Raw genomic sequence first — 23,528 nt, forward strand, 5'->3', positions numbered from 1 at the left:
ATTTAGTTTAACTACAATTAACAGGTGAAAAACAATGGAACAAGAATATGAAATAGAAAAAATGCTAAAAAAAGAGGATAATGTTATACTAGTAAAAGTATTAGACGACGAAATGAAAAAGAACATCCTATTATATGAAATGAAACGTTTAGACGAAATTGTTCCATTCATTAATCAAGGAATGAAAAAAGCTATGGGCGAAAAAGAGGCTTTATTATTAATAAAAGAAAACAAGGATGATTTTAATACCGATCAAAATAAGCCTAAAGCTTCTGAAAATTCATTTACACTAAGAACAGAAAACGGTGAGATTATTGGTGAAATGATATATGATGAAGATGAACTAGAAGAGTTACGTAATGACCCTAGTGTATATTTCTTGTCTGATAATTTCGTAACATATAATAATGTAGGTAGTAGTGGTCAAAAACAATTCTTTGTAATGGATGAAGAGCCAAGTTCTTTTATAACAGATCAAGATATAGATAGTACAGTAAAAAGTCTGGCTGTAGCAATTCCATCTACTGAAACAGACCATTATATTAAAGATTGTTTTGACCTACCGCATGATGAAGCTATAGGTACTGTTGTTATTGGTTTTACACCTTTTGATGAATAATAAAGTTATTTATTATGTAGGATGTGTTATTATGAGAATAATGGAATATGCAAAATCATTAAGTGATGTGTGTGGTGTTGCTAATCTTGCAAAAGATGAAAAAAAGTTAATTGAAAACTATGGAGATGATATTTGCAAGTATCCTTATGCTATTGTTATTGGCCATAAGATGATTGAGGAAATTATTGAAAAAATACCTTTAACCTATAATAATGATAAATATGCTCAGGAGTATCTTGATGAATACTTTAATTCACATCAGAGAGTATCTAAGATTGCATCAGAGATAGCGTTATATATTGAGGATGAAGGTTATCATGCGATTGTATTAGATGTTTCTGGTAAGAGTGATGAGATTGATTTGAAAAAACCTTTTAGTAATAAGGCTAGTGCTCATATTGCTGGTGTAGGATGGCTTGGTAAAAATAATCTTCTTACAACAGAGGAGTTCGGTCCTAGGTTAACCTGGGCTACCGTTCTTACTGATGCACCACTTGAAGAGTATGCTGGTGATGAAATGGAATCTTTATGTGGTGATTGTACAATGTGTGTTACTGCTTGTCCTGGTAAAGCTATTGTTGACTTACCAGACCCAGCAGAGTCTTATAGTCCTGAGAAATGTGGTAATTATCTTATGAAAAGAAAAGAGGAGAATCATCCCGTAGCTTGTGGGATGTGTTTATACATATGTCCTTATGGTAATGAAAAAAGTAGAAAACTGTTAAACAAGAATTAATTGTTTTTATCCTTTTTTCTATCATTTTGTAATGTGTCATATATTGTTTTAGCTAATTTTTTATGTATACCATTGACTTCCTCTATTTCCTCTAAACTAGCATCATATATTGCATCCAGACTTTTGAAGTGTGTGAGTAATGCTTGTTTTCTCTTCTTACCCACACCAGGTATGTCATCAAGAACAGACTTCGTGAAAGCTTTACCCCTGATAGTTCTATGGAAAGTAATAGCAAATCTATGTGATTCATCACGAACATACTGAAGTAACTGTAAAGCCGTTGACCTTCTAGGAAGAACAATAGGTTCACTTCTACCAGGAACATACAATTCCTCAAACTTCTTAGCTAAACCAACCAGTGGAACATCAGTGATATTTAGCTCCTTGAATACTTCAACAGCCATTCCAAGCTGACCCTTACCTCCATCAATTAATACTAAATCAGGACGTATATTAATTGAATCATCAGGATTTTTAACATCATCCTGATAATCAGGTGATATATGAGAGTATCTTCTTGTAAGAACTTCCTTCATCATAGCAAAATCATTAGGTCCGGGAGTATTCATTTTAAACTTACGATACATGTTTTTAGCTGGTTTACCATTTTCAAAGACAACCATTGATGCTACAGCATAAATACCTGATATATTTGAAATATCAAAACCCTCTATATGATATGGAAGTCGTGGAAGGTTAAGATATTGTTCCAATGTTAATAATGGATTTTCTTCTTCCTTAGTATTTTCTGTTAGACTAATATGAGCATTTTTCTTAGCAATCTTTATTAATGTTAGATAATGACCGTCCTCTGCCACCTTAATCTTAACATTATGGCCTTCCTTGTCAGATAACCATTCCTTGATAATATCAGCATCTTCAATATCATCCTCAATAATTATCTGCTCTGGTATAGGTGCTGTTGAATAATATTGTTTAATAAATTCTGTGAGTATCTCCTTATCTGAAAAGCCATTAATACCTTTTAGTATTAAATCATCTTTCTTATTTGTTTTACCGTTACGGACAGATATTATCACAACGGCAGCTTCCTGGTCATTATGGTCAATTCCAATAATATCTTGGTCTACATCTTTTGTTGGCTGTATATTCTGTTTTTCCAATGTTATTTTTATTGTTTCTATCTGATCTCTTATCATTGCAGCCTTTTCAAATTCCAGATTTTTAGAGTAATGTTTCATATCTTTTTCTAGCTTCTTGATTGTCTTCTTGTATCTTCCCTGCAGTAGTAATTTTGCTCTTCTGATATTTCTGTTATACTCCTTTTGTGATATCTTATTAATACATGGTGCACTACACTGTTTAATCTGATAGTTTAAACATGGGCCATCCATATTTTTACATGTTCTTATCTTAAAGTTCTTATTTAGAAAGTCAATGAATTGTCTTGCATTTGTAGAATCAGTGTATGGCCCATAATATGATGCTTTATCATTTTTAAGGCTTCTTGTTATCAGTATTCTTGGAAATTCATCTTTTGTTATCTTAATATATGGATATTGTTTCCCATCTTTAAGGCTTATATTGTAATGAGGCATGTATCTTTTAATGAGATTTGCTTCTAGTATTAATGCTTCTTTTTCTGTGTCTGTTAATATGTATTCTAGGTATGCAAAGTGTCTCATTAACACTTGTGTTTTTGGTCTGTCTAGTTTGTCTTCATCTCTAAAATAACTTTTAACCCTGTTTCGTAATTTTTTTGCTTTTCCGACATATATTATTTCATCATCACTGTTGTGCATTATATATACGCCAGGTTTTTTTGGTAATTCATTTGGATCTGTTATTTTCATAGACATTAATCTTACCTCAATAATTATCTATTTTAGTTTAAATCTGAGTATCTAATTTATCATCATATTTATTAAATAGTATTTAATAATATTAGTATTACAATAATTATATATTTATGATTAGTTTAATCAATTACTTTTAAGAGATATAATAATATGTCAAAATTCAATTTACATTCTGATTATAAACCATTTGGTGATCAACCAAAAGCAATTAATTCATTAGTTGAACATTTTAAAAATGGAGATAATGAGCAGACATTGGAGGGAGTTACTGGTTCTGGAAAAACGTTTACCATGGCTAATGTTATAGAACAATTAGATAAGCCTACTCTTGTAATGTCACACAATAAGACTCTTGCATCACAATTATATGAGGAATTTAAAGAATTTTTCCCAGATAATGCTGTTGAATATTTTGTAAGTTATTATGACTTCTACCAACCAGAGGCATATGTAGCACAGACTGATACATTTATAGACAAAGAATCAGCAGTTAATGAAGAAATAGATAGGCTACGTCACTCAGCAACACAGTCACTACTTACAAGAGATGATGTTATAGTAGTATCAAGTGTATCATGTATCTATGGTATTGGTTCACCAGAGGATTATTTGGAATTCACATTACCCTTAGAAGTTGAGCAGGAAATTTCACGTGATGAAATAACACGTCAACTAATTGATATGCAGTACTCAAGAAATGACATTGAATTTGAAAGAGGCCGATTCAGAGTACGTGGTGATGTTCTAGAAATATACCCGATAAACGCTAACTATGCTATACGTATTGAAATGTGGGGCGATGAGATAGATGTTATATATAAAATAGACCCACTAAAAGGTGACATAATAGAAGAACTAAGAAAAGTTATAATATTTCCGGCAAAACACTTCGTAATAGCTAAAGAGAAACAAGAAAAAGCAATAAAGAATATTAAGAAAGAATTAGAAGAACGTGTTAATACCTTCAAGGCTACTGGAAAATATGTTGAAGCTCAAAGAATTGAGCAAAGAACTAACTTTGACATAGAAATGATTCAGGAAATAGGATATTGTTCAGGTATAGAAAACTATTCAATGCACATGAACGGACGCCAGTGGGGTGAAACACCATACTCTCTTCTAAGATATTTCCCTGATGACTATCTGACAATAATCGATGAGTCACACGTTACAGTACCTCAGATTAGGGGAATGTATGAAGGAGACAGAGCAAGAAAAGAAACATTAATACAGTATGGATTCAGATTACCAAGTGCTAAGGAGAATCGTCCACTGAGATTTGATGAATTCATGAGACAACAAAACCAGATACTATACGTGTCAGCTACTCCTGGAGCATTTGAGCTTGGACGTAGTCAGAATAAGGTTGAACAGATTATTAGACCAACGGGACTAGTGGATCCTAAACCAATAATCAGACCTGTTAAAAACCAGGTGGATGACCTTCTTGGAGAGATACGTAAGAGAGTTGATAAAAATCAGAGGATTCTTGTAACATCCTTAACTAAGAAGATGGCTGAAGATTTAACAGATTATTATATTAAGATGGATGTTAAGGCCAGATATTTACACTCTGAGATTACAACTTTAGAGAGAACTGAAATCATTGATGATTTAAGAAGAGGAGAGTTTGACTGTCTAATCGGTGTTAACTTATTAAGAGAAGGATTAGACCTCCCGGAAGTATCACTTGTTGCAATTTTAGATGCTGATAAAGAGGGATTTCTACGTTCACAAACATCACTCATACAGACTATTGGTAGAGCAGCACGTAATGTTGATGGTGAAGTAATACTATACGCAGATAACATGACAGACTCAGTGAGAAATGCAGTTAACATAACAGAAAGAAGAAGAAAAATACAAATGCAATACAACAAGGACAATCATATCACACCAAGAAGTGTTGTAAGAAAACTTAAAGACAAGAAAATTGAAGATAAAGTTGAAGATATACAGGAAATTGATAACATATCAATTGATGAAATAGATGAATTAATAGATGAACTTGAAAAAGAAATGAGAAAAGCAGCAAAAGAATTAGACTTTGAGAAAGCTGCAAAACTAAGAGATAGGATAAAAGAATTAAAAGAGGAATAAGAATATGGAATCAACAGATGACTTAAGAAGAAAAGCTATCCAAGATAGAAAAATCATCATAAAAGGAGCACGTCAGCACAACCTCCAAAACATAGACGTAACAATACCACGTGATAGCTTCATAGTAATAACAGGATTAAGTGGATCTGGTAAATCCTCACTAGCATTTGATACAATATATGCTGAAGGACAAAGAAGATATGTTGAATCACTATCAGCATATGCTAGACAATTTTTAGGACAAATGGACAAACCGGAAGTAGATTACATAGAAGGATTATCACCTGCAATATCCATAGACCAGAAAACAACAAGAGTAAATCCTCGTTCAACAGTAGGAACTGTTACGGAAATATATGATTACCTCAGATTATTATATGCAAGAATAGGAATACCACACTGCTACAATTGTGGAAAAGAAATATCTCAGCAAACACCAGGACAAATAGCAAACGAAATAATAGACAAAAATGATCAACAAAAAATATACATCCTCGCACCAGTAATCAAAGATAGAAAAGGAATGCATAAAAAAATATTCACAGAATACAAACAAAAAGGATTTGTAAGAGCAAGAGTAGATGGAGAAATACGTTCACTGGACGAGGAAATAAACCTAAACAAGAACAATAAACACGTAATAGAAATAGTTATAGACAGATTAAAAGTAACAAACAATGAAAATTTCAGAAAAAGATTAGTAGAATCAGTAGAAACAGGACTCAAAATAAGTGATGGTCTAATAACAGTAGCAAACAGTGATAACAGCATACCTGACCAATTCTACAGTGAATCACTAGCATGCCCTGATTGTGGAATAAACTTCACAGAAATAAGTCCAAGAATGTTCTCATTCAACAATCCACAAGCAGCATGCCCGGCATGTAATGGTATAGGAAGCATACTTGAAATAGACCCGGAGCTAGTAGTACCGGATAGAACATTATCCATAAGAGATGGAGCAATAAAACCATGGAGTAACTCAAACAGAACAGAAAGCTACTACAATAAAATACTAGCAGGACTAGCAAATCATTATGGCTTTAAACTAGACTCACCATACCATACATTACCAGATGACGTGAAAGATGCAATACTATATGGTAGTAATGGCGAGAAAATAACCTTCATCTTCACAAGAGGAGACTCTGAGAGAAAGGTTACAAAACCATTCGAGGGCGTAATTCCACATATGAAAAGAACATATATTGAAACAAGCTCCCGATACCGAAGAAAAGCTATACGTAATTACATGACCCTACGTGATTGTCCGACATGTCATGGAGACAGACTTAAACCCGAAATGTTAGCAGTGACAATTAATGACATGAACATAGCAGACCTAACAAAACTATCCCTTGTAGATACAAAAGAATTCTTTGACAATCTAAAACTAACAAAACGTCAGGAATTTATTGGTAAAGAAATACTAAAGGAAATAAAAGAAAGACTGGAATTTCTTAATAATGTAGGATTAAATTACTTAACACTAGCAAGATCATCTGGAACATTATCCGGTGGAGAAGCACAGCGTATCAGACTAGCAACACAAATAGGTAGCAGATTAGTAGGAGTATTATATGTCCTAGACGAGCCAAGTATAGGATTACATCAACGGGACAACATGAAATTAATAAACACGTTAAAACACCTACGTGATATTGGTAACACATTAATAGTAGTAGAACACGATGAAGAGACAATACTCGAAGCAGACCATGTTATAGATATAGGTCCTGGTGCAGGTGATAAAGGAGGACGTCTGACAGCACAGGGAACACCAACAGAAATAAAAAATAATCCTAATTCACTCACTGGACAGTACCTATCAGGTGCAAAAGAAATACCAGTACCACAAAAAAGACATAAAGGAAATGGTAAATCAATAAAAATCATAGGAGCTAAAGAGAATAATCTTAAAGATATTGATGTAACATTCCCATTAGGTGAATTTATCTGTGTAACAGGAGTATCTGGTTCTGGAAAAAGTACACTTGTAAATGAAATATTATATCATGGAATCTATGAACAATTAACTCACAAACATAAACATAAAATAGGTAAACATACTGCAATAGAAGGTGTGGAAAACATTGATAAGATAATTGTCATAGACCAATCTCCTATAGGACGTACACCAAGATCAAATCCAGCAACATATATTGGAGTATTTACATATATTCGTGAACTATTTGCACAAACACCAGAAGCAAAACAACGTGGATATAAACCAGGACGATTCAGCTTTAATGTTAAAGGAGGACGTTGTGAAGCATGTTGCGGTGATGGTATTGTAAAAATAGAGATGCACTTCCTAGCAGATGTGTATGTACCATGTGAAGTATGTGAAGGAAAACGATACAATCAGGATACACTTAATATTCGATACAAAGGTAAAAATATCAACGATGTACTAGAAATGACTAGTGAAGAGGCTCTTGAATTCTTTGAAAATATTCCAAAAATAAAAAGAAAACTACAAACATTAGTAGATGTAGGATTAGGCTATGTGAAATTAGGACAGCCTGCTACAACATTATCTGGAGGAGAAGCACAACGTGTAAAATTAGCAAAAGAATTGAGTAGACAAAACACATCTAACACTCTATATATTCTTGATGAACCTACAACAGGTCTACACTTTGATGATATCAATAGATTATTAAAAGTACTACTAAAGCTACGTGACCAAGGAAATACATTAATAGTAATAGAACATAACTTAGATGTTATAAAAACCGCTGACCATATCATTGACCTTGGACCAGAGGGTGGAAAGGATGGTGGTCAATTAATAGCTGAGGGCACACCTGAAGAAGTTGCAGAAAAAGGTACATATACAGGCATCTATCTTAAACCTATGCTTAAAAAAAGCAAGGAGAATTAGTTATTAATGAAATCTATCATGATTAATCAGTTAATTTTATTGTAAAAAAAGTATTTATTAGTAATAAATTATAGGTAATTATATATACGTCGATACAATAATTAATAATTAGATAATTATTATTACGGTAATAATTAGAAGATAAACAAATAAAAAGGAGATAGTATGAAACTACAATTCTTAGGAACTGGTGGTGGTAGATTTGCTACCATTAGTCAGAAAAGAATGACGGGTGGTTTCAGAATTGACGATATCGACGGTAAAAATATACATGTAGACCCAGGACCAGGAGCTTTAGTACGAAGCCATCAGTATGGGTTAAATCCACGGAAAATAAATCTTCTTTTAGTTAGTCATAGTCATACGGACCATTATAATGATGCCGAAGTATTAATAGAAGCTATGACACAAGGAATGACTAAAAAGACAGGACATATTGTAGGTAGTGAAAGTGTCATAAATGGAAGTGGCGATTTAGGACCCTGTATATCACAATATCATCAATCGAAACCAAACGTATCAGTATTAAAAGCTGGTGATACAGTTAAAGAAGGTAATATTACTATAAGAGGAACTAAAACACATCACGGTGACCCAACATGTGTAGGTTTTAACATTAAATATAAAAACTTATGTATTAGTTATACCTCAGATACAGAATATTTCCCTGAATTAGCTGAAGAACATAAAGATGCAGATATCCTGATTGGAAATGTAATAAAAGAAGGGGAAAGAAAGATTAAAGGTCATTTACGTACCATTGACTTTAAAAATTTAATTGAAGAAGTACAACCTAAAGTAGCTATTATGACTCATTTAGGTGTTAATTTAATTATGAATAACCCTTTCCAAAATACAAGAGTAATAACTCAAGAAACAGGAATCCGAACAATAGCAGCAACAGATGGATTAACTATGAATTTAGACCAGTATCTAAATACTTAATCCATTATTCTTTTTTTAATGCCCCAATGGCTCAGCCAGGAACAGTACCTGACTCGTAATCAGGGGGTCGGGGGTTCAAATCCCTCTTGGGGCTTCCAATAATCTTAAAACTATTGTATTCTATCAGGGTTGATGTGGCCAGCTCTTATCATATGGTCTGCTATAACCATTGCACATGCTGATTCTGCTACTGTTGTTATTCTAGGACATATACATGGGTCATGACGTCCTTCTATTTCTATAGTTGTCTCTTTTCTGTATTCTAGATTAACAGTATCCTGTATTCCATTTACTGATGGTGTTGGTTTTACAGCTATTCTTAGAATTAAAGGCATACCATTGGTCATACCACCTAATACTCCTCCAGAATTATTTGTTTTTGTTTTTATTTGATCATCATCTAAGTAGTATTGGTCATTCATCTCTTTTCCTGTGAGTGTAGCACTTTCAAATCCTAGACCTACTTCTACTCCTTTTACTGCACCAATATTCATTAATGCCTTCGCAAGGTCTCCATCTATTTTATCAAATACTGGTTGACCTAATCCTATTGGTAGGTTATCTATAATTATTTCTACTATTCCACCAACACTATTTCCTTCCTTTTTATATTTTAGTATTTCTTCTTCCATTTTCTCAGCTATTACAGAATCTGCACATCTTACATTATTTTCTGTGATGTTTTGTTTTATTTGTTCTAGTGTGTATTTCTTGGTAGATTTTATATTATGTATTGCTGTTACATGTGCTGTTGTTGTTATATTGTATTGTTCTAAGAGTTTTTTACTTACTGCTCCTCCTATTACATGACCTATTGTTACTCTTCCACTGCTTCTTCCTCCACCACGGTAATCATAGTTTCCATATTTTTCTTGCCAGCATAGGTCTCCATGTCCTGGTCTTGGATTATTTTTTAGGTTATCATAGTTTTTACTTCTTTGATCTTTGTTTCTTACTATTGCTGCTATCGGCGTACCATCTGTTTTTCCTTCAAATACTCCTGATAGTATTTCTACTTTATCTTTCTCATCTCTTGCTGTTGTTATCTTGCTTGTTCCAGGTCGTCTCTTGTTTAGTTCATTTTGTATATCTTCCTCTGTTAATGGTAATCCTGCCGGACATCCATCTACTACTGCTCCTAATGCAGTTCCATGACTTAATCCAAAGGTTGTTACTTTAAATATTTCTCCTGTTATGTTTGCTGCCATATTTTTACTCTCCTATTCTAATATTTTTCTTATTCTATTGCGTTATCATCTAGGTAGGTTACTGATTGTTTTATGGATTCATTTACGTTTGGTATGTGTTTTTCTAGGAAGTTTAGTATGTCTGCTGCGGTATCATTTTCTTGTTGTGGTTGTGTGTGCTGTATATCTGTTGAGTTTATCCAATCAATTATCCACTGGTAAGATACATGCATTAATGGATATATTGTATTTTCTTCGTAATGGTTTGTTATTTTATTTCCAGATATCATTAAATTAATATATTCTAATGCAAATTTATCTAGATACTTGGGATTTGCGTTTATTGTATCATTATCTTTTTTGCTTGTTATTGTTATTCCATATTTTCTCTGATAAGGTTCTAATAATACATGTAATAATATATTCTCTGGTGCTAAATCATCACTTATGTATATCTTATCACGTGGCTTAACCTGATTTTTTATTGTTCGTGATGCTTTTATACATATTTTCTGAAATATCTTTGACCTTATCACTTCTATTTCAGGATATTCTTTGTGGAATTTTTCTTCCTTGTTTCTTGAGAATTTAGAGAATTTTAGATTATTAATATATATTTTATTATTGTATAGACTAATGTATCTAGTATCTACGCCTATCTTATTCAGTTTTTTAATAATGATTCGTTCTTCGTCATTCATACTATCAAATCAGTATTTTAGCTTTCTAATAATTTCATCTGTTGTTTTTATATCTAATTGTCCAGGAGCTGATTGGATATCAATAGCTGCATATGTAATAGGAGCGCCAATAATAGGACCAATAACTCTTGTATATGCACCTATTTTATCCATGGAAATACCAATCATATCCCTGTATTTCATCATTAATTTTAATAAAATAAATGTATCCTCTAGTTTCTGTGGTTTAACAGCTACTTTAGGTATGTCACCAATATTCTTGGCTTTTATTACAATATTTTCAAGATATTCAAAAGAAGGAGTTTCATTAAAATTATGATATGATATAATTGTCTTATTTGCATTATCAATTACTTTTTGTCTTAATGTACTTTCTGTGCTAAGTTCAACATCGGTGTATTCAACAAAACATGCATTATCACTGAGAATTTTAATTCTTTCCTCTTCACTTCCCTGGAAGAATCCACCCTCAATTTTTGTTCTATTAGTAAGAATAATAGGAATATCAGATATGGACTTCATTTTATTAATAATATATGATACTCTTGCAGATGTAACATCCTTTATAACATCTGCTCTTAGCTCAACATAATCAACATCACAAGATATAGCTTTTTGAAATGTATTAATTATATCATCCTCATTTTCCTCAACTATAGATCCACAAACTCCTGTAAAAATATTAACTACACTCCTTTTAATCAAATTATCATTCTCTCATTACTATGTAAATATTAATATATCTATTAATCAAATAAAAAAAATTTTTTGTAAAAAAAAAGTAAAGTTAGTATAAGAGAATATTAATTTTATGTTACCTGTTTCTTCTATCATATTCTTTAGAAAGTATGATGGTTAAAATCTATAAATTATTTTATTCACTTTTTTTATGGGATTAGTTTTTATTATTAGGATACATAGTTATTATTAGTAAGAAAAATTTTTTAGGAGTAAATTTTTTATGAAGATGGTATGCTTTGGAATTGATATTTCAAATAATGATATTTCTTGTAGTGATAGTCTTATTAATAATGTCGAAGCTGATCTAAGTAATATTGAGGATGCTGGCGCTGAATTTGCAAGATTAAGTAATATTACTGGTGATGATATTGTTATAACCGCTGTGACTAATGATGATTGTCTTGAAACTGTAAATAAGGCTATTTACGATGTTTTATATGATAATGCTGAGGGCTTTGATGATTTGAATGGTGTTGGTTCCAGCCCCAGTGAAGCTGGTGAAGGTATTTCATATGCCTGTATTGATTTAGATAGGAAGTTCTATCCTGATGCTGTTATTCTTGCCTTTGACACGTATTGTGGTGAGCCTTTTGTTGACAAGGTTGCGAATTCTGCTATGAAAGCTGCTATTGGTATGGATTCTGTTGGTGATGTGGCTTGTAGTAGTGTTAAAGAGGTACGTGAGATTCCTGGTGTAGGATATGTTTCTAGTCAAACTGATGACCCAGTAGTTGTTGCTTCTGTTAATAATGTTGAGGATGTTGGTGTTGTTGCTGGTGCTATGATTGGTGCCGTTCTTGGAAGTAAGAATACTTATCTAGTTAAACGTCATACTCCTGCTAATGTTATTCCAGGTAGTGTTATTTGCAGTGTGACTGCAATTATGAATAGTAATGTTATTGATCTAGCTAAGCCATTAGCTTATAAAATGAGAATTCTAGAATAATCTTCTAATTTCAACTTCCTATTTTTTTATTCCTTTTAAAGTGATGATTTATGTTAATCATGAAAAATTTAAATATTGTTTAAGATTTCTTAAAAAGACTATAGGAATTAATATATATCATTACTACTTTTTAATGCAAGTAAAGATAAAATAAGTAACATTTAATATAAAAATAGGATAAATATAAAAGTAATGAAAGAATTGTTAAAATACAATTCAATATAGTTAGTTTTTAAAAAATTTTTCTATATCCATTACATTAAAGGGGGACTTTTTGTGATTTTAGTAAATGAAGAAACTAAAGCAATTGTACAAGGAATTACAGGAAAACAGGGAAGATTCCATACTAAAGAAATGTTAAAATACGGTACAAACATAGTAGCAGGTACTAGTCCTGGTAAAGCTGGTCAAAAGGTTGAAGACATACCTGTATATAATTCTATTGAAGAAATAAAAAGAGATTTTCCAGATATAAATGCTAGTATTATTTTTATACCAGCACCATTTGTTAAAGATGCAGCTTTTGAAGCAATATCAGAGTTAGATTTAGTTGTAATCATCACAGAACACATACCAATACATGATACAATGGAAATTGTAGAATACGCAAAAGAACATGATACTATCCTAATAGGACCAAATACTCCTGGAATAATCACACCAGGTGTTGGTAAACTAGGAATTATGCCAACACACATCTTTAACAAAGGACATATAGGATTAGTGTCCAGAAGTGGTACATTAACATATGAAATTGCAAGTCAAATATCAGATGATGGCTATGGTATAAGTACTGGTGTAGGAATTGGTGGAGACCCAGTAACTGGTCAGAACTTTATTGATATTCTTAAAAGATTTGAAAACGACCCTGAAACAGAACAAATTGTTATGCTAGGTGAAATTGGTGGAGTACCAGAAGTAAAAGCTGCTAAATATGCAGAGGAACACTTATCCAAACCAATCGTATCATTCATTGCAGGAGTATCAGCACCATTAGGTAAACGTATGGGACACGCTGGAGCTATCATCGAGGGAACAGATGGTACAGCAGAAAATAAAAAGGAATTACTAAGACAGCATGGTGTCCACGTTGCTGACACACCAAAGGATATTGTAAAAATAATAGAAGAGTTACAATAAACATTTTATAACCCATATAACTCTTTTATAATATTGATTGAAAATAATTTTTTTTAAAAACTAGTTATATTTAACCTTCCTTTCTTTTTTTAATAACTATCTAATTATAGATAAATTTTATTATATTACAATCCAGTTTTATATTTCCAAATAATTTTTTTATTAGAATATTAATAATATAATAAACAAAAATAAATCATAATAAAATAATAATTGGTGTATTTTTATGGACTTAACAGAAAAGGAAATATTAGAAAAACTAGATTCTGGTGAAATCAGAATTTTTGAAATAGAAAAATATACTGATACAGCTAATCATGCTACAGATATTAGACGTAAATATATTGAAAATAAAACTGGAGTAGACCTTAATCATATTTCAAAGTATTCCATTGATATGACAGATACCTCAAAGAAGAATATTGAAAATCCTATAGGTACAGTACAGGTACCTGTTGGAGTAGCAGGACCACTGTTAATACATACTGAAGATGAGGAAATAGAAACATACATACCACTTGCTACTACAGAGGGAGCATTACTTGCTAGTATTAATAGGGGATGCTCAGCAATAAGAAGATCAGGTGGATGTAATGTTGCAATACTTGCAAATCAGATGACAAGAGCACCAGTGTTAAAAACAAAAAGTGTTACTGATGCAAAAAAATTAAAAGACTGGATAAAAGAGCACTTTGATGAAATAAAAGAAAAAGCTGAATCCACTACTAGTCATGGAAAACTGTTAAAGATAGACCCAATAGCAATTGTCGGACGTTTTGTATATCCAAGATTTGTATATGAAACCGGGGACAGTATGGGAATGAATATGGTAACAATAGCTACCGAGGAATCTTTAAAATATATTGAAAAAGAAAATGATATTTCTATACTAGCACTTAGCGGTAATTTCTGTATTGATAAGAAACCCTCTGCACTTAATCTCATAGAAGGAAGAGGAAAAAGTGTAGTGGCAGAGGTAGTAGTACCAAAAGAAGTAGTTGAAAAAACACTGAAAACAACAACTGATGCAATAGTTGAGGTTAACTATGCAAAAAATCTACTAGGCTCAGCTATAGCCGGCAGCTACGGATACAATGCACATTATGCAAACATAGTAGCAGCACTATTTATTGCAACAGGACAAGACCCAGCACACGTAGTAGAAGGAAGTATCGGTATAACATCAGCAGAAAACAATGATGGAGACCTATACTTCAGTATAACACTACCCGACCTACCTGTAGCAACTGTAGGTGGAGGTACAAGACTTGAAACAGCAACAGAAGCACTAAACCTACTAGATGCTAAAGGTTCAGATAAGGTAGAAAGATATGCTTCAATAGTAGGTGGATCCGTACTAGCAGGAGAACTATCACTAATAGGAGCACTAGCAGCAGGACATTTAGCAAGAGCCCATAAAAAACTAGGACGATAAAAAAAAAAGAATAAAACTTTAAAATTAACAAATCATAAGAGTAAGATTATATGAAGATAACCTTAAGAAAAATAATACATGATTATATTGAAATGAGTAGATACGTAGCACTAGGGTCACTCGACGGAATACTAACAGTGCTAAGTATATCATTAACAGCAGCAATAATGGGAATGGCATCAGGAGGACATGTAAATCCCTCAACAGTAGGACTAACAGGTCTGAGTGGTGGTATAGCTATCGCATTATCCAATGGATTTGGTTCATACGTTGGTGAAAGAGCAGAAGAAGGAAAAACCATACGTGAACTTGAAGATAAAATGATGCTTGAGGAACGTCAACTAGACGATACAATAATCCAACAAGAAGCAAGATATCGTATATTCATGAGTATGTTAACCCATGGAAGTGCAAGCTTCATGGGATCATTCATACCATCAATCCCATTCTTTGTATGTGGTGATATCTACACAGCAGTAACCATAAACCTAATATTATGTTTTGTCATGCTAGCAATACTAGGAGCATACCTAGGAAAAATATCAAAAGAAAGCATGTCAAAAACAGCACTGCAAATCATTTGTGTAGGTGTTCTTATTGTAATAATAAGCTATCTCATGGGTGGAGGACACGGATAAAATTAAAAAAAAACTTATAAATAGAGTGATTAAATGTTATACAAATACCATGTAGCACTAATAAAAGAACAAGTCATAATAAACGATCAATACTATAAACGAGAAGAAAAACCAGATAACAATGAATATAAAAGATTACTGGATCAATACCATCCAGACCAAATAATCCTAAACACAATAGAAGACGATGAACTAAACTCAATCACAAAAGAAGAAATAGATATAACAAAACTATAGTCCAGGAAAATAGGAAAAAAACACCATACATCACCACCACATCTTTTTTTTATAAAACAATATATAATAGATATAAACTCTAATTCTATTAAGATACCTCTTAAATTACTAACAATAGTTTTAATATTTTTATGAAAATACTTTTATCATATAATAAACAAACATACATTTATATCAAAAACTAATCGATTAAAAGGAGGGAAAATAATGGTTAAGTATAATTACGTGTTAGCAATAGTAGCATTAATATTTACTCTAATTAGTGTATTGTTTGCATTTTTCGTGTCAATATTTGCCGATGAAATAGCAGTGCTAGCTACCTCTGCATTATTGTCAGGTATTCTTGGACTTCTGGGTATCTGGCTATTTGATAAAGATTATAAAATTGCAGCAGTACAATACATTGTTAGTGGAGTATGTGTTCTAATATCTATTAGTATGTTTGGGATAATAGGTTTTGTATTCTACTTAATAGCAGGAATTTTAGCAATTGTAGAGAAAGATAAATCTAAACAGATGAATACCCAAACTACTATAACTACAGCTCCTAATGTACATTACTTTGGAGATTCAAATCAGAATCAAGAATCACAGCAACAGGCTACTACTGTACCATCTGATAAAAAATTATGGTTAGTACCTATAATAACATTTATAGTAATATTCGCTATACTATTAATTGCATATCCTAGCGGTGGTTCCTTTAATTTCGGAGAAACTGAAACATTAGACGTTAGTAATGTATCCATAACTAGTGATGGTTATTCCATGTACACTGTATCCTGTGATGTCGTACCAAAACAAGCATATGATTATTTAGAAATGGAAGTAATATTCTATGATAGTAATAATGCTCAAATAGGTAAAAACACCCTAGTATGGAATGTAAACAATCCTACTGAAAACCAACAAATAAAAGTCTCAGGTACAGCAATGACTAATAACCAGAATTCAGTACCTAAAACAGCTGAAATAATATTCTATGATGACGTATTAAATAGTGACCCTACAGATGCTATATATGACCAGAATGTAACTATTAACTAGTTATTAATTCTTTTTTTATTTTTTTAAATTATTCTTAAAACTTCTTTTTAGCATTACTTTATTTATATCTTATTTTGAATACATCTTTATAGAGAAACGTTTATAAAGGATTACTAATTAATATCTATATTAGTATATGGCATGCTGTAGTTTGTCCGAATAGAATCAAGACATAAAAAGTAAATAATATCCATAAATTTTTGACATATAATTGTTGTTAAATTCTAGATTAATATCCTTTTCACCACACACATGATATTAATAAAGAGGCTACATGCCCCATATACTACTTTTACTTTTCAAAAAATTTTATTACTGATTTTTATTATATTAAATTTAATTCTATTTCTACTAAATAATACTATGAATATAATTAATAGATACAACAAAAATATAGTATAATACTAAAAAAATTATTGTAAGTAGTCTAATTATTTTTTTACAATAACTATATTAAATTTTATAGGAGAATTTTGATGATACGATGTATTTCTTGTGGAGAAGAATACGATAATAATGAAATAATATATACATGTAAAAAATGTGGATCAATTCTAGAAGTAGAAACCGAAGTTGACGATATTCCACGTGATACCTTTGAAAATAGAAGAGACAATATCTGGAAATACAAAGAATTTTTACCAGTTAATGCTGAAAACAGAGTAAGTCTTGATGAAGGTGGAACACCATTCTGTAAATGTGATAAAATAGGAAAAGAATTAGGTATAGACCTCTATGTTAAAGTAGAAGGATCAAACCCTACAGGAAGTTTCAAAGACAGAGGAATGAGTGTTGGTACAACAAAAGCTATAGACCTCGGAGTAAACATGGTCGGATGTGCATCTACTGGTAACACATCAGCTTCATTATCAGCTTACGCAGCACGTGCAGGATTAAAATGTGCAGTAGTATTACCATCAGGTAAAGTTGCACTGGGAAAACTGGCACAGGCTATGTTCCACGGAGCAAAAGTATTTGCTATTGATGGAAACTTTGATGATGCATTAAAAACAATTACAGAACTTGCATTAGATGGTGAATTATACTTATTAAATTCTATTAACCCATACAGGTTAGAAGGACAGAAAACTATTGGATTTGAAGTAGTACATGATTTAGGATGGCAATCACCAGACAGAATCATACTACCAGTAGGTAATGCAGGTAACATTTCTGCTATCTGGAAAGGTATAACTGAATTCAGAGATGCTGGATACATAAAAGACACACCTATGATGACAGGTATACAGGCAGAAAACAGTGCACCTATAGCAAATGCTGTTAAAGCAGGAACTGATACTGTAACTCCAGTAGAAAATCCTGATACTATTGCTACTGCTATAAGAATTGGAGCTCCTGTAAGTGCTGTTAAAGCTATGAGAGCAATTAAGGAATCAAATGGTACTGCTGAAACAGTTTCTGATGATGAAATTCTTGCAGCACAGAAGTATCTTGCTAGAACAGAGGGTATTGGTGTAGAACCAGCATCTGCAGCTAGTATTGCTGGTCTTAAGAAATTAGTTGAAAATGGTGAAATTGATAAGGGTGAACGTGTTGTATGTATTGTAACAGGACATGTTCTTAAAGATCCTAACATAGCTATTGAAGCATGTGAAGATCCTACACCTGTATCATCAGACCCTAATGAGATTAGAAAAGTTTTAAAAAACTTATAAAATAAGGAATTTATACTTTTCTTTTCCACACCATTTACTTTTTAATTGAATATAGAACTTTTCAACTAAAAGAAAAATTATTTTTTTTGTTCTGATTAATATGATGATAATAGTTACTGGAACTCCAGGTACTGGAAAAACAACTGTCACACAATTACTAGCAGATAAAATAGATGCTAAACTTATTAGTATCAATAGTTTACTAGAAAATTATGATTTGAATCTTGGTATTGATGAGGTTAGAGGTTATAAAATTGTTGATACTGAGAAGATGATTCCTATTGTTGATAGTATTAAAGATAAGTATTCTGATGATTTAATAATATTTGAGGGTCATCTTGCACAGGATTATCCTAATGCTGATAAAGTTATAGTGCTTAGATGTGATCCTAAGAAGTTAGAGATGCGTCTTAATACTCGTGACTGGCCTGATAGAAAGGTTCATGAGAATGTTTCTGCTGAGATATTAGGAGTGTGCACTAGTGAGAGCTATGATACTTATGGTGATATTGTCCAGGAAGTTGACACTAGTAATTTAACACCTGATAAGGTAGTTGATGTGTTAATTAGTATTATTAATGATGAAAAGACTTATCCCTTAGGTGAGGTTGATTTTCTTAGTGAATATTTCACATACCTTGACTAGTATAAAAAAAATTTTATTATTTTTCTTTATTTAATAGAATATAAAGTTTTTTGATAAAGATGTGGAAATAGATATTTTCTATTTAAAATAGATTGAAATTTATATAAAAAAACATGTAATTGTCAGGATTATGTGTTTAAATTCTTTTTTTGAAAGCCTTAAAACAGAAGGTATTTAAATAATAAAATATAAAAATTATATTATTATTCTTAAGTTTACTATCTAGATTTTATGTATTTTTCATAATTTCATTCCTTGCACTTAAGAAGAATATTCTATATTTTTTAGAGGATTAGATATTTTTGAGTAGAAGAAAACGACCTAACTGGATAAACAATATAGCACTCGAGAGAATGCAGATACTGTTTGAACAAGCAGAGAATGAATTTTCTGATCACCCAGAACGATCTGATCGTTATGTTAAGCTAACTCGTGATATCTCTACTAAATATAATATACCGTTACCTGATTATTGGCGAGGAAGGTTTTGTAAAAATTGTAATAAATTCCTAAAACCAGGAATTAACTTAAGAGTAAGACTTTCAAATAAAACCATTACAAGAAAATGTCTTGAATGTGGTAATTTAACGAAAGTGCCATACACTCATAAGAAAAATTAGGTTTTAATTAATGGAAGGAGAAATGATAATTTGAGCAAAGTCCAGAGTAAAAAAGAAATAATGAGAAATTCCCTTAATGCAGTTGAACTTAACATTGGTAAAAATGGTGTTAATGATAATGTTATTGAGGAAATTAAACGTCAGCTAAAAAATAATGAGATTGTTAAAATAAGATTTTCTAGAACTGTTGCATCTAATAAGGATGAATTTTTAGAAACTATTGTATCTCAAACAAGATCTAAACTAGTTGATGTTAGGGGTAATGTTGCAGTATTATATAAGAGAAAATAATCTCTAAAAAGTATAGTGCACAACTAAATAACATTATAATTTAATAGGAGGCAAATTAAACCATGACAACAGCATTTGATGTACCTGCTGACAGTTTAATTAGCGCAGTAAGTAAAGAATTAAAAGAAAATGATAAAATAAACGCACCTGCATGGACTTTATTTGTTAAAACAGGTGTTCACAAAGAACGCAGACCAGAAGACCCAGACTGGTGGTATGTTAGAACCGCTGCATTACTCAGAAGAGTATATGTGGATGGTCCTGTAGGAATTAGCAGATTACAAACTAAATATGGTGGCAACAAAGATAGAGGAACCAACCCTGAAAAATTCAGAAAAGGTAGTGGATCTATCATAAGAACCGCATTACAACAGTTAGAAGATGCTGGATACGTACAACAAACCGAAGAAGGAAGAATTGTTACACCAGCAGGCCAATCATACTTAGATAAAAAATCAGCTGAATTAGTTAAAGATATTCCAGAATTATCAAAATACTAATTAAAATGTATTATTTATATTAGATATGAAAATTTTAAGGAGTTGTATTAAATGAGTGAACTTGACGAAATTAAACGTAGAAGAATGCAACAGCTACAACAACAATTAGCTGCTCAACAACAGCAAGGTCAAAACCTTCAACAAATCCAACAAGAGCAACAAATGCAACAAAAATATGAGGAAGAGAAGAAAAACGCGTTGAGACAAATCCTAACACCTGAAGCACGTCAAAGACTCGCAAACTTACGATTAACAAAACCGGATTTTGTAAGTGCAATAGAAATGCAACTGATACAATTAGCTCAGGCTAGACGTATAAAAATACCAGTATCTGATGCAACATTAAAACAAATATTAATACAAGCTACTGGTAAAAAACGTGAAATTCATATCACAAGAAAATAATCTATCAAAAAATATAATATATGTGTGTTCAAATGAAGGCAGCTGTATTATATAGCGGTGGAAAAGATAGTTCATTAATGGCCGTGATACTTGATAAACTCGGATATGATGTCGAACTAGTAACCATCAACTTTGGCAAATTTGATTCAAGCATACCTGCAAGAAAATCAGCAGAAAGCCTGGGATTTAAACATAAAGTTATAAAACTAGACCAGAAAATACTGGCTGATGCAGTGGATATGATAATAGAGGATAATTTTCCAAATAATGGGATAAATCATATACATCACACAGTACTGGAAATACTAGCTGATGATTATGAAGTGATAGCCGATGGAACAAGAAGAGAAGATAGAATTCCAAAACTAAAATTCTCAGAAATTCAAAGTCTGGAAGACCGTAAAAACATCCAATACCTAAATCTAACCGGTATAGGCTATAAGACAATTAATGATACTAGTGAAAGATTATTCAAACTCCAAAAAGGAGAAAGTAATATTCATAACAGTTCCGACTATGAAATGGAAATAAGAGTATTATTAAAAGAAAAAGGATACGACACTGATGAAATATTTCCACAGCACATACAATCAAGAGTAATAGGATGGCGTGAAAATGAGTAAAAATAAACAATTACCTAAAAAAATAAGATTAGCTAAAAAAACAAAACAGAACAGAAGAGTTCCTATCTTCGCAATGATGAAAACATCAAGAAAACTAAGAACTCATCCAAAAGCTAGACAATGGAGTAGAAGCAAAATTAAAGTATAAACTTAGCTGTTTAAACTTTATATTTTTAAAACTGTATAGGAGTGTATAAGAATGGAAAGAATTTACACAATTCCACTAAGAGATGTAAAAAGAGTACCTAGAACAAAGAGGTCACCAAAAGCAATGAGATACATCAGAGAATTCATTCAAAAACATATGAAAACAGAAGATGTTATCATTGATCAAGCAGTTAACGAAAAAATTTGGGAAAGAGGAATTGAAAAAATCCCTTCAAAAATAAAAGTTAAAGCTGTAGAAGAAGATGGAACTGTAGAAGTTACATTAATAGATGAATAGAAATAAATTATATAATTTAATTAGTAAATGCTAACTATGAGATTATTATGTTATCTAACTTCTTTATCATATAAAAACGAGTTACTAAAGAATTAGATAATAATGTATACATGTAACGGAGAACTTAATCAACTCTCTACCTACTTAAACATAATTAAAATGTTTTTAGAGATGGGCATTTTATTTATGTTGATACATATTTTAATAGCAATAGTACACAGATGGAGTATAATAATATGATACAAAGATTTGACATTGATGGAAACCCAAATTTAGGTGTTTCAATATTAGCAAAGGATAATGTTGCTATAGTTTCACAGGGACTCCAGGATTCATACTTAAAAAATATTGAAGAAACATTAAGTGTACCAATAATCAAAACACCAATCTGTGGTAGTAATCTAGCAGGAGCATTAATGGCTGGAAATTCTAACGGTCTACTTGTATCACCATATGTCTTTTCACATGAATTAGATATTATTCGTGAACATGATATTAATGTTGAAATTATGCCTGATAAATTAACAGCAATAGGAAATATTATAGTTGCAAATGATAATGGTGCTATAATAAATCCAGACTTATCCAATAGAGCAAAAAAAGTAATTAGAGACACACTTGACGTAGAAGTTGTTCCTAGTTCAATTGCAGGATTAGATATTGTTGGTTCAGCAGTAGCTGCAACAAATAAAGGCGCATTAGTACATCCTGATGCATCTGAAGAGGAATTAGATTTAGTAGAAGATGTTTTAGGAGTACCTGCAGAAATTGGTACAGTTAACCGTGGAGTAAAACTCGTAGGAGCATGTATCATTGCAAATTCTAATGGGGTTATTGTAGGAAATAAAACTACAGGACCCGAACTAGCAAGGATTGATCAAGTATTCAATTTATTTGGGGAATCATTATGAAAACAAAAATATTTAGAGTAAAAGGAAAATTATTAGATATTGATAAAACTAAACCATTTACAAGAGAATTAAAAGCTACAAAAGAAGAAGATGTAAAGGAACAATTACTTTCTGAATTTGGTAGTAAACACAGATTAAACAGAAGTCAAATTATCTTCGACGATATTTCTGAAATAACAGCAGACGAAGTTACAGATCCTGTTGTAAGAGATTTAATATAAGTGCATTTGTT

At 31.7% G+C, this 23,528-nt stretch carries 26 protein-coding genes and 1 tRNA gene; 23 read left to right on the forward strand and 4 right to left on the reverse strand.

The window, feature by feature from the left end; genetic code table 11:
• Positions 1 to 34 precede the first annotated feature (34 nt).
• Both OTK55_RS07385 and OTK55_RS07390 read left to right on the forward strand, forming a co-directional pair.
• Positions 35 to 619 carry a hypothetical protein gene (locus tag OTK55_RS07385; RefSeq protein ID WP_274871550.1) on the forward strand — a complete coding sequence of 195 codons (585 nt, stop codon included), beginning with the start codon at positions 35 to 37 and terminating at the stop codon, positions 617 to 619.
• 31 nt (positions 620 to 650) lie between these two features.
• Positions 651 to 1,355, forward strand: a complete 705-nt coding sequence (locus OTK55_RS07390) for an epoxyqueuosine reductase family protein (protein WP_274871551.1) — start codon at positions 651 to 653, stop codon at positions 1,353 to 1,355.
• On the opposite strand, the gene uvrC is transcribed toward OTK55_RS07390, so the two are convergent.
• Positions 1,352 to 3,175: an excinuclease ABC subunit UvrC gene (gene uvrC / locus OTK55_RS07395; protein ID WP_274871553.1), complete on the reverse strand. Its 1,824-nt coding sequence runs from the start codon at positions 3,173 to 3,175 to the stop codon at positions 1,352 to 1,354. The two genes, OTK55_RS07390 and uvrC, sit on opposite strands and share 4 nt — an antisense overlap.
• 150 nt (positions 3,176 to 3,325) lie before the next feature.
• Between uvrC and uvrB the strand changes: the two genes are divergently transcribed.
• The 4 genes from uvrB to OTK55_RS07415 all read left to right on the forward strand — a co-directional run bounded on the left by uvrB (position 3,326) and on the right by OTK55_RS07415 (position 9,201).
• Positions 3,326 to 5,275, forward strand: a complete 1,950-nt coding sequence (gene uvrB / locus OTK55_RS07400; protein WP_274871555.1) for an excinuclease ABC subunit UvrB — start codon at positions 3,326 to 3,328, stop codon at positions 5,273 to 5,275.
• A 4-nt stretch (positions 5,276 to 5,279) separates the two neighbouring features.
• A complete protein-coding gene (gene uvrA, locus OTK55_RS07405; protein WP_274871557.1) occupies positions 5,280 to 8,162 on the forward strand; it encodes an excinuclease ABC subunit UvrA in 2,883 nt (960 codons plus the stop codon).
• A 165-nt stretch (positions 8,163 to 8,327) separates the two neighbouring features.
• Positions 8,328 to 9,107 carry an MBL fold metallo-hydrolase gene (locus OTK55_RS07410; RefSeq protein ID WP_274871558.1) on the forward strand — a complete coding sequence of 260 codons (780 nt, stop codon included), beginning with the start codon at positions 8,328 to 8,330 and terminating at the stop codon, positions 9,105 to 9,107.
• A 20-nt stretch (positions 9,108 to 9,127) separates the two neighbouring features.
• Positions 9,128 to 9,201: transfer RNA gene (locus OTK55_RS07415), tRNA-Thr, on the forward strand.
• A 16-nt stretch (positions 9,202 to 9,217) separates the two neighbouring features.
• On the opposite strand, the gene aroC is transcribed toward OTK55_RS07415, so the two are convergent.
• The 3 genes from aroC to aroD are packed head-to-tail and all read right to left on the reverse strand — an operon-like array spanning position 9,218 to position 11,700.
• Positions 9,218 to 10,315, reverse strand: a complete 1,098-nt coding sequence (gene aroC, locus OTK55_RS07420) for a chorismate synthase (RefSeq protein WP_274871559.1) — start codon at positions 10,313 to 10,315, stop codon at positions 9,218 to 9,220.
• Between the two features lie 29 nt (positions 10,316 to 10,344).
• Positions 10,345 to 10,995, reverse strand: a complete 651-nt coding sequence (locus tag OTK55_RS07425; protein WP_274871560.1) for an ATPase — start codon at positions 10,993 to 10,995, stop codon at positions 10,345 to 10,347.
• A gap of 9 nt (positions 10,996 to 11,004) precedes the next feature.
• Positions 11,005 to 11,700, reverse strand: a complete 696-nt coding sequence (gene aroD, locus OTK55_RS07430; protein ID WP_274871561.1) for a type I 3-dehydroquinate dehydratase — start codon at positions 11,698 to 11,700, stop codon at positions 11,005 to 11,007.
• Positions 11,701 to 11,956: 256 nt separating this feature from the next.
• On the opposite strand from aroD, the gene OTK55_RS07435 reads away from it, so the two are divergent.
• The 17 genes from OTK55_RS07435 to rpl18a all read left to right on the forward strand — a co-directional run bounded on the left by OTK55_RS07435 (position 11,957) and on the right by rpl18a (position 23,517).
• Positions 11,957 to 12,682, forward strand: a complete 726-nt coding sequence (locus OTK55_RS07435) for a hypothetical protein (RefSeq protein ID WP_274871563.1) — start codon at positions 11,957 to 11,959, stop codon at positions 12,680 to 12,682.
• A 276-nt stretch (positions 12,683 to 12,958) separates the two neighbouring features.
• Complete coding sequence (sucD, locus tag OTK55_RS07440) at positions 12,959 to 13,822, forward strand: succinate--CoA ligase subunit alpha (protein ID WP_274871564.1); 864 nt, start codon at positions 12,959 to 12,961, stop codon at positions 13,820 to 13,822.
• A 226-nt stretch (positions 13,823 to 14,048) separates the two neighbouring features.
• Positions 14,049 to 15,257: a hydroxymethylglutaryl-CoA reductase (NADPH) gene (gene hmgA / locus OTK55_RS07445; protein WP_274871565.1), complete on the forward strand. Its 1,209-nt coding sequence runs from the start codon at positions 14,049 to 14,051 to the stop codon at positions 15,255 to 15,257.
• A gap of 50 nt (positions 15,258 to 15,307) precedes the next feature.
• Positions 15,308 to 15,895: a TIGR00267 family protein gene (locus tag OTK55_RS07450; protein WP_274871566.1), complete on the forward strand. Its 588-nt coding sequence runs from the start codon at positions 15,308 to 15,310 to the stop codon at positions 15,893 to 15,895.
• A 33-nt stretch (positions 15,896 to 15,928) separates the two neighbouring features.
• The gene (locus OTK55_RS07455; protein ID WP_274871567.1) at positions 15,929 to 16,132 is read left to right on the forward strand and encodes a hypothetical protein; all 204 of its coding nucleotides are present in this window, start codon (positions 15,929 to 15,931) and stop codon (positions 16,130 to 16,132) included.
• 207 nt (positions 16,133 to 16,339) lie between these two features.
• A complete protein-coding gene (locus OTK55_RS07460; RefSeq protein ID WP_274871569.1) occupies positions 16,340 to 17,179 on the forward strand; it encodes a hypothetical protein in 840 nt (279 codons plus the stop codon).
• A 476-nt stretch (positions 17,180 to 17,655) separates the two neighbouring features.
• Complete coding sequence (thrC, locus tag OTK55_RS07465) at positions 17,656 to 18,855, forward strand: threonine synthase (protein WP_274871572.1); 1,200 nt, start codon at positions 17,656 to 17,658, stop codon at positions 18,853 to 18,855.
• Between the two features lie 100 nt (positions 18,856 to 18,955).
• Positions 18,956 to 19,501, forward strand: coding sequence for an adenylate kinase family protein (locus OTK55_RS07470; RefSeq protein ID WP_274871573.1), 546 nt, complete (start codon positions 18,956 to 18,958; stop codon positions 19,499 to 19,501).
• 353 nt (positions 19,502 to 19,854) lie between these two features.
• A complete protein-coding gene (locus OTK55_RS07475; protein ID WP_407652439.1) occupies positions 19,855 to 20,121 on the forward strand; it encodes a ribonuclease P protein component 4 in 267 nt (88 codons plus the stop codon).
• A gap of 60 nt (positions 20,122 to 20,181) precedes the next feature.
• Positions 20,182 to 20,412, forward strand: a complete 231-nt coding sequence (locus tag OTK55_RS07480; protein ID WP_274871788.1) for a YhbY family RNA-binding protein — start codon at positions 20,182 to 20,184, stop codon at positions 20,410 to 20,412.
• Between the two features lie 62 nt (positions 20,413 to 20,474).
• Positions 20,475 to 20,912 carry a 30S ribosomal protein S19e gene (locus OTK55_RS07485; protein WP_274871575.1) on the forward strand — a complete coding sequence of 146 codons (438 nt, stop codon included), beginning with the start codon at positions 20,475 to 20,477 and terminating at the stop codon, positions 20,910 to 20,912.
• A gap of 51 nt (positions 20,913 to 20,963) precedes the next feature.
• Entirely contained in the window at positions 20,964 to 21,317 is a 354-nt protein-coding gene (locus tag OTK55_RS07490; RefSeq protein WP_274871576.1) for a DNA-binding protein, read from the forward strand.
• Positions 21,318 to 21,349: 32 nt separating this feature from the next.
• On the forward strand, positions 21,350 to 21,940 hold the full coding sequence (locus OTK55_RS07495) for a DUF7411 family protein (protein WP_274871578.1): 591 nt from the start codon (positions 21,350 to 21,352) through the stop codon (positions 21,938 to 21,940).
• Positions 21,933 to 22,088: a 50S ribosomal protein L39e gene (locus OTK55_RS07500; protein WP_274871579.1), complete on the forward strand. Its 156-nt coding sequence runs from the start codon at positions 21,933 to 21,935 to the stop codon at positions 22,086 to 22,088. Before OTK55_RS07495 ends, OTK55_RS07500 begins: the two co-directional genes overlap by 8 nt.
• Before the next feature lie 51 nt (positions 22,089 to 22,139).
• Positions 22,140 to 22,385 (forward strand): 50S ribosomal protein L31e, encoded by a 246-nt coding sequence (locus OTK55_RS07505; protein WP_274871581.1) that lies wholly within the window; start codon positions 22,140 to 22,142, stop codon positions 22,383 to 22,385.
• A gap of 236 nt (positions 22,386 to 22,621) precedes the next feature.
• Positions 22,622 to 23,296 carry a translation initiation factor IF-6 gene (locus OTK55_RS07510; RefSeq protein WP_274871583.1) on the forward strand — a complete coding sequence of 225 codons (675 nt, stop codon included), beginning with the start codon at positions 22,622 to 22,624 and terminating at the stop codon, positions 23,294 to 23,296.
• Positions 23,293 to 23,517: a 50S ribosomal protein L18Ae gene (gene rpl18a, locus OTK55_RS07515; RefSeq protein WP_274871585.1), complete on the forward strand. Its 225-nt coding sequence runs from the start codon at positions 23,293 to 23,295 to the stop codon at positions 23,515 to 23,517. The genes OTK55_RS07510 and rpl18a overlap by 4 nt, the downstream gene beginning before the upstream one ends.
• Positions 23,518 to 23,528: the final 11 nt, after the last annotated feature.

Source organism: Candidatus Methanosphaera massiliense (assembly GCF_028890305.1).
Taxonomy (GTDB): Archaea; Methanobacteriota; Methanobacteria; order Methanobacteriales; family Methanobacteriaceae; genus Methanosphaera; species Methanosphaera massiliense.

What these genes read in the sequence shown, in the direction of transcription:
- OTK55_RS07470 (WP_274871573.1), top strand. Translation starts at nt 18,956, where the DNA reads ATGATGATAATAGTTACTGGAACTCCAGGTACTGGAAAAACAACTGTC.
- uvrA (WP_274871557.1), top strand. Translation starts at nt 5,280, where the DNA reads ATGGAATCAACAGATGACTTAAGAAGAAAAGCTATCCAAGATAGAAAA.
- uvrC (WP_274871553.1), bottom strand. Translation starts at nt 3,175, where the DNA reads ATGTCTATGAAAATAACAGATCCAAATGAATTACCAAAAAAACCTGGC.
- OTK55_RS07435 (WP_274871563.1), top strand. Translation starts at nt 11,957, where the DNA reads ATGAAGATGGTATGCTTTGGAATTGATATTTCAAATAATGATATTTCT.
- OTK55_RS07475 (WP_407652439.1), top strand. Translation starts at nt 19,855, where the DNA reads ATGCAGATACTGTTTGAACAAGCAGAGAATGAATTTTCTGATCACCCA.
- OTK55_RS07455 (WP_274871567.1), top strand. Translation starts at nt 15,929, where the DNA reads ATGTTATACAAATACCATGTAGCACTAATAAAAGAACAAGTCATAATA.
- OTK55_RS07425 (WP_274871560.1), bottom strand. Translation starts at nt 10,995, where the DNA reads ATGAATGACGAAGAACGAATCATTATTAAAAAACTGAATAAGATAGGC.
- OTK55_RS07410 (WP_274871558.1), top strand. Translation starts at nt 8,328, where the DNA reads ATGAAACTACAATTCTTAGGAACTGGTGGTGGTAGATTTGCTACCATT.
- OTK55_RS07450 (WP_274871566.1), top strand. Translation starts at nt 15,308, where the DNA reads ATGAAGATAACCTTAAGAAAAATAATACATGATTATATTGAAATGAGT.
- hmgA (WP_274871565.1), top strand. Translation starts at nt 14,049, where the DNA reads ATGGACTTAACAGAAAAGGAAATATTAGAAAAACTAGATTCTGGTGAA.
- OTK55_RS07390 (WP_274871551.1), top strand. Translation starts at nt 651, where the DNA reads ATGAGAATAATGGAATATGCAAAATCATTAAGTGATGTGTGTGGTGTT.
- OTK55_RS07500 (WP_274871579.1), top strand. Translation starts at nt 21,933, where the DNA reads ATGAGTAAAAATAAACAATTACCTAAAAAAATAAGATTAGCTAAAAAA.
- OTK55_RS07460 (WP_274871569.1), top strand. Translation starts at nt 16,340, where the DNA reads ATGGTTAAGTATAATTACGTGTTAGCAATAGTAGCATTAATATTTACT.
- uvrB (WP_274871555.1), top strand. Translation starts at nt 3,326, where the DNA reads ATGTCAAAATTCAATTTACATTCTGATTATAAACCATTTGGTGATCAA.
- aroC (WP_274871559.1), bottom strand. Translation starts at nt 10,315, where the DNA reads ATGGCAGCAAACATAACAGGAGAAATATTTAAAGTAACAACCTTTGGA.
- rpl18a (WP_274871585.1), top strand. Translation starts at nt 23,293, where the DNA reads ATGAAAACAAAAATATTTAGAGTAAAAGGAAAATTATTAGATATTGAT.
- OTK55_RS07495 (WP_274871578.1), top strand. Translation starts at nt 21,350, where the DNA reads ATGAAGGCAGCTGTATTATATAGCGGTGGAAAAGATAGTTCATTAATG.
- OTK55_RS07510 (WP_274871583.1), top strand. Translation starts at nt 22,622, where the DNA reads ATGATACAAAGATTTGACATTGATGGAAACCCAAATTTAGGTGTTTCA.
- OTK55_RS07505 (WP_274871581.1), top strand. Translation starts at nt 22,140, where the DNA reads ATGGAAAGAATTTACACAATTCCACTAAGAGATGTAAAAAGAGTACCT.
- OTK55_RS07485 (WP_274871575.1), top strand. Translation starts at nt 20,475, where the DNA reads ATGACAACAGCATTTGATGTACCTGCTGACAGTTTAATTAGCGCAGTA.
- OTK55_RS07490 (WP_274871576.1), top strand. Translation starts at nt 20,964, where the DNA reads ATGAGTGAACTTGACGAAATTAAACGTAGAAGAATGCAACAGCTACAA.
- thrC (WP_274871572.1), top strand. Translation starts at nt 17,656, where the DNA reads ATGATACGATGTATTTCTTGTGGAGAAGAATACGATAATAATGAAATA.
- OTK55_RS07385 (WP_274871550.1), top strand. Translation starts at nt 35, where the DNA reads ATGGAACAAGAATATGAAATAGAAAAAATGCTAAAAAAAGAGGATAAT.
- OTK55_RS07480 (WP_274871788.1), top strand. Translation starts at nt 20,182, where the DNA reads ATGAGAAATTCCCTTAATGCAGTTGAACTTAACATTGGTAAAAATGGT.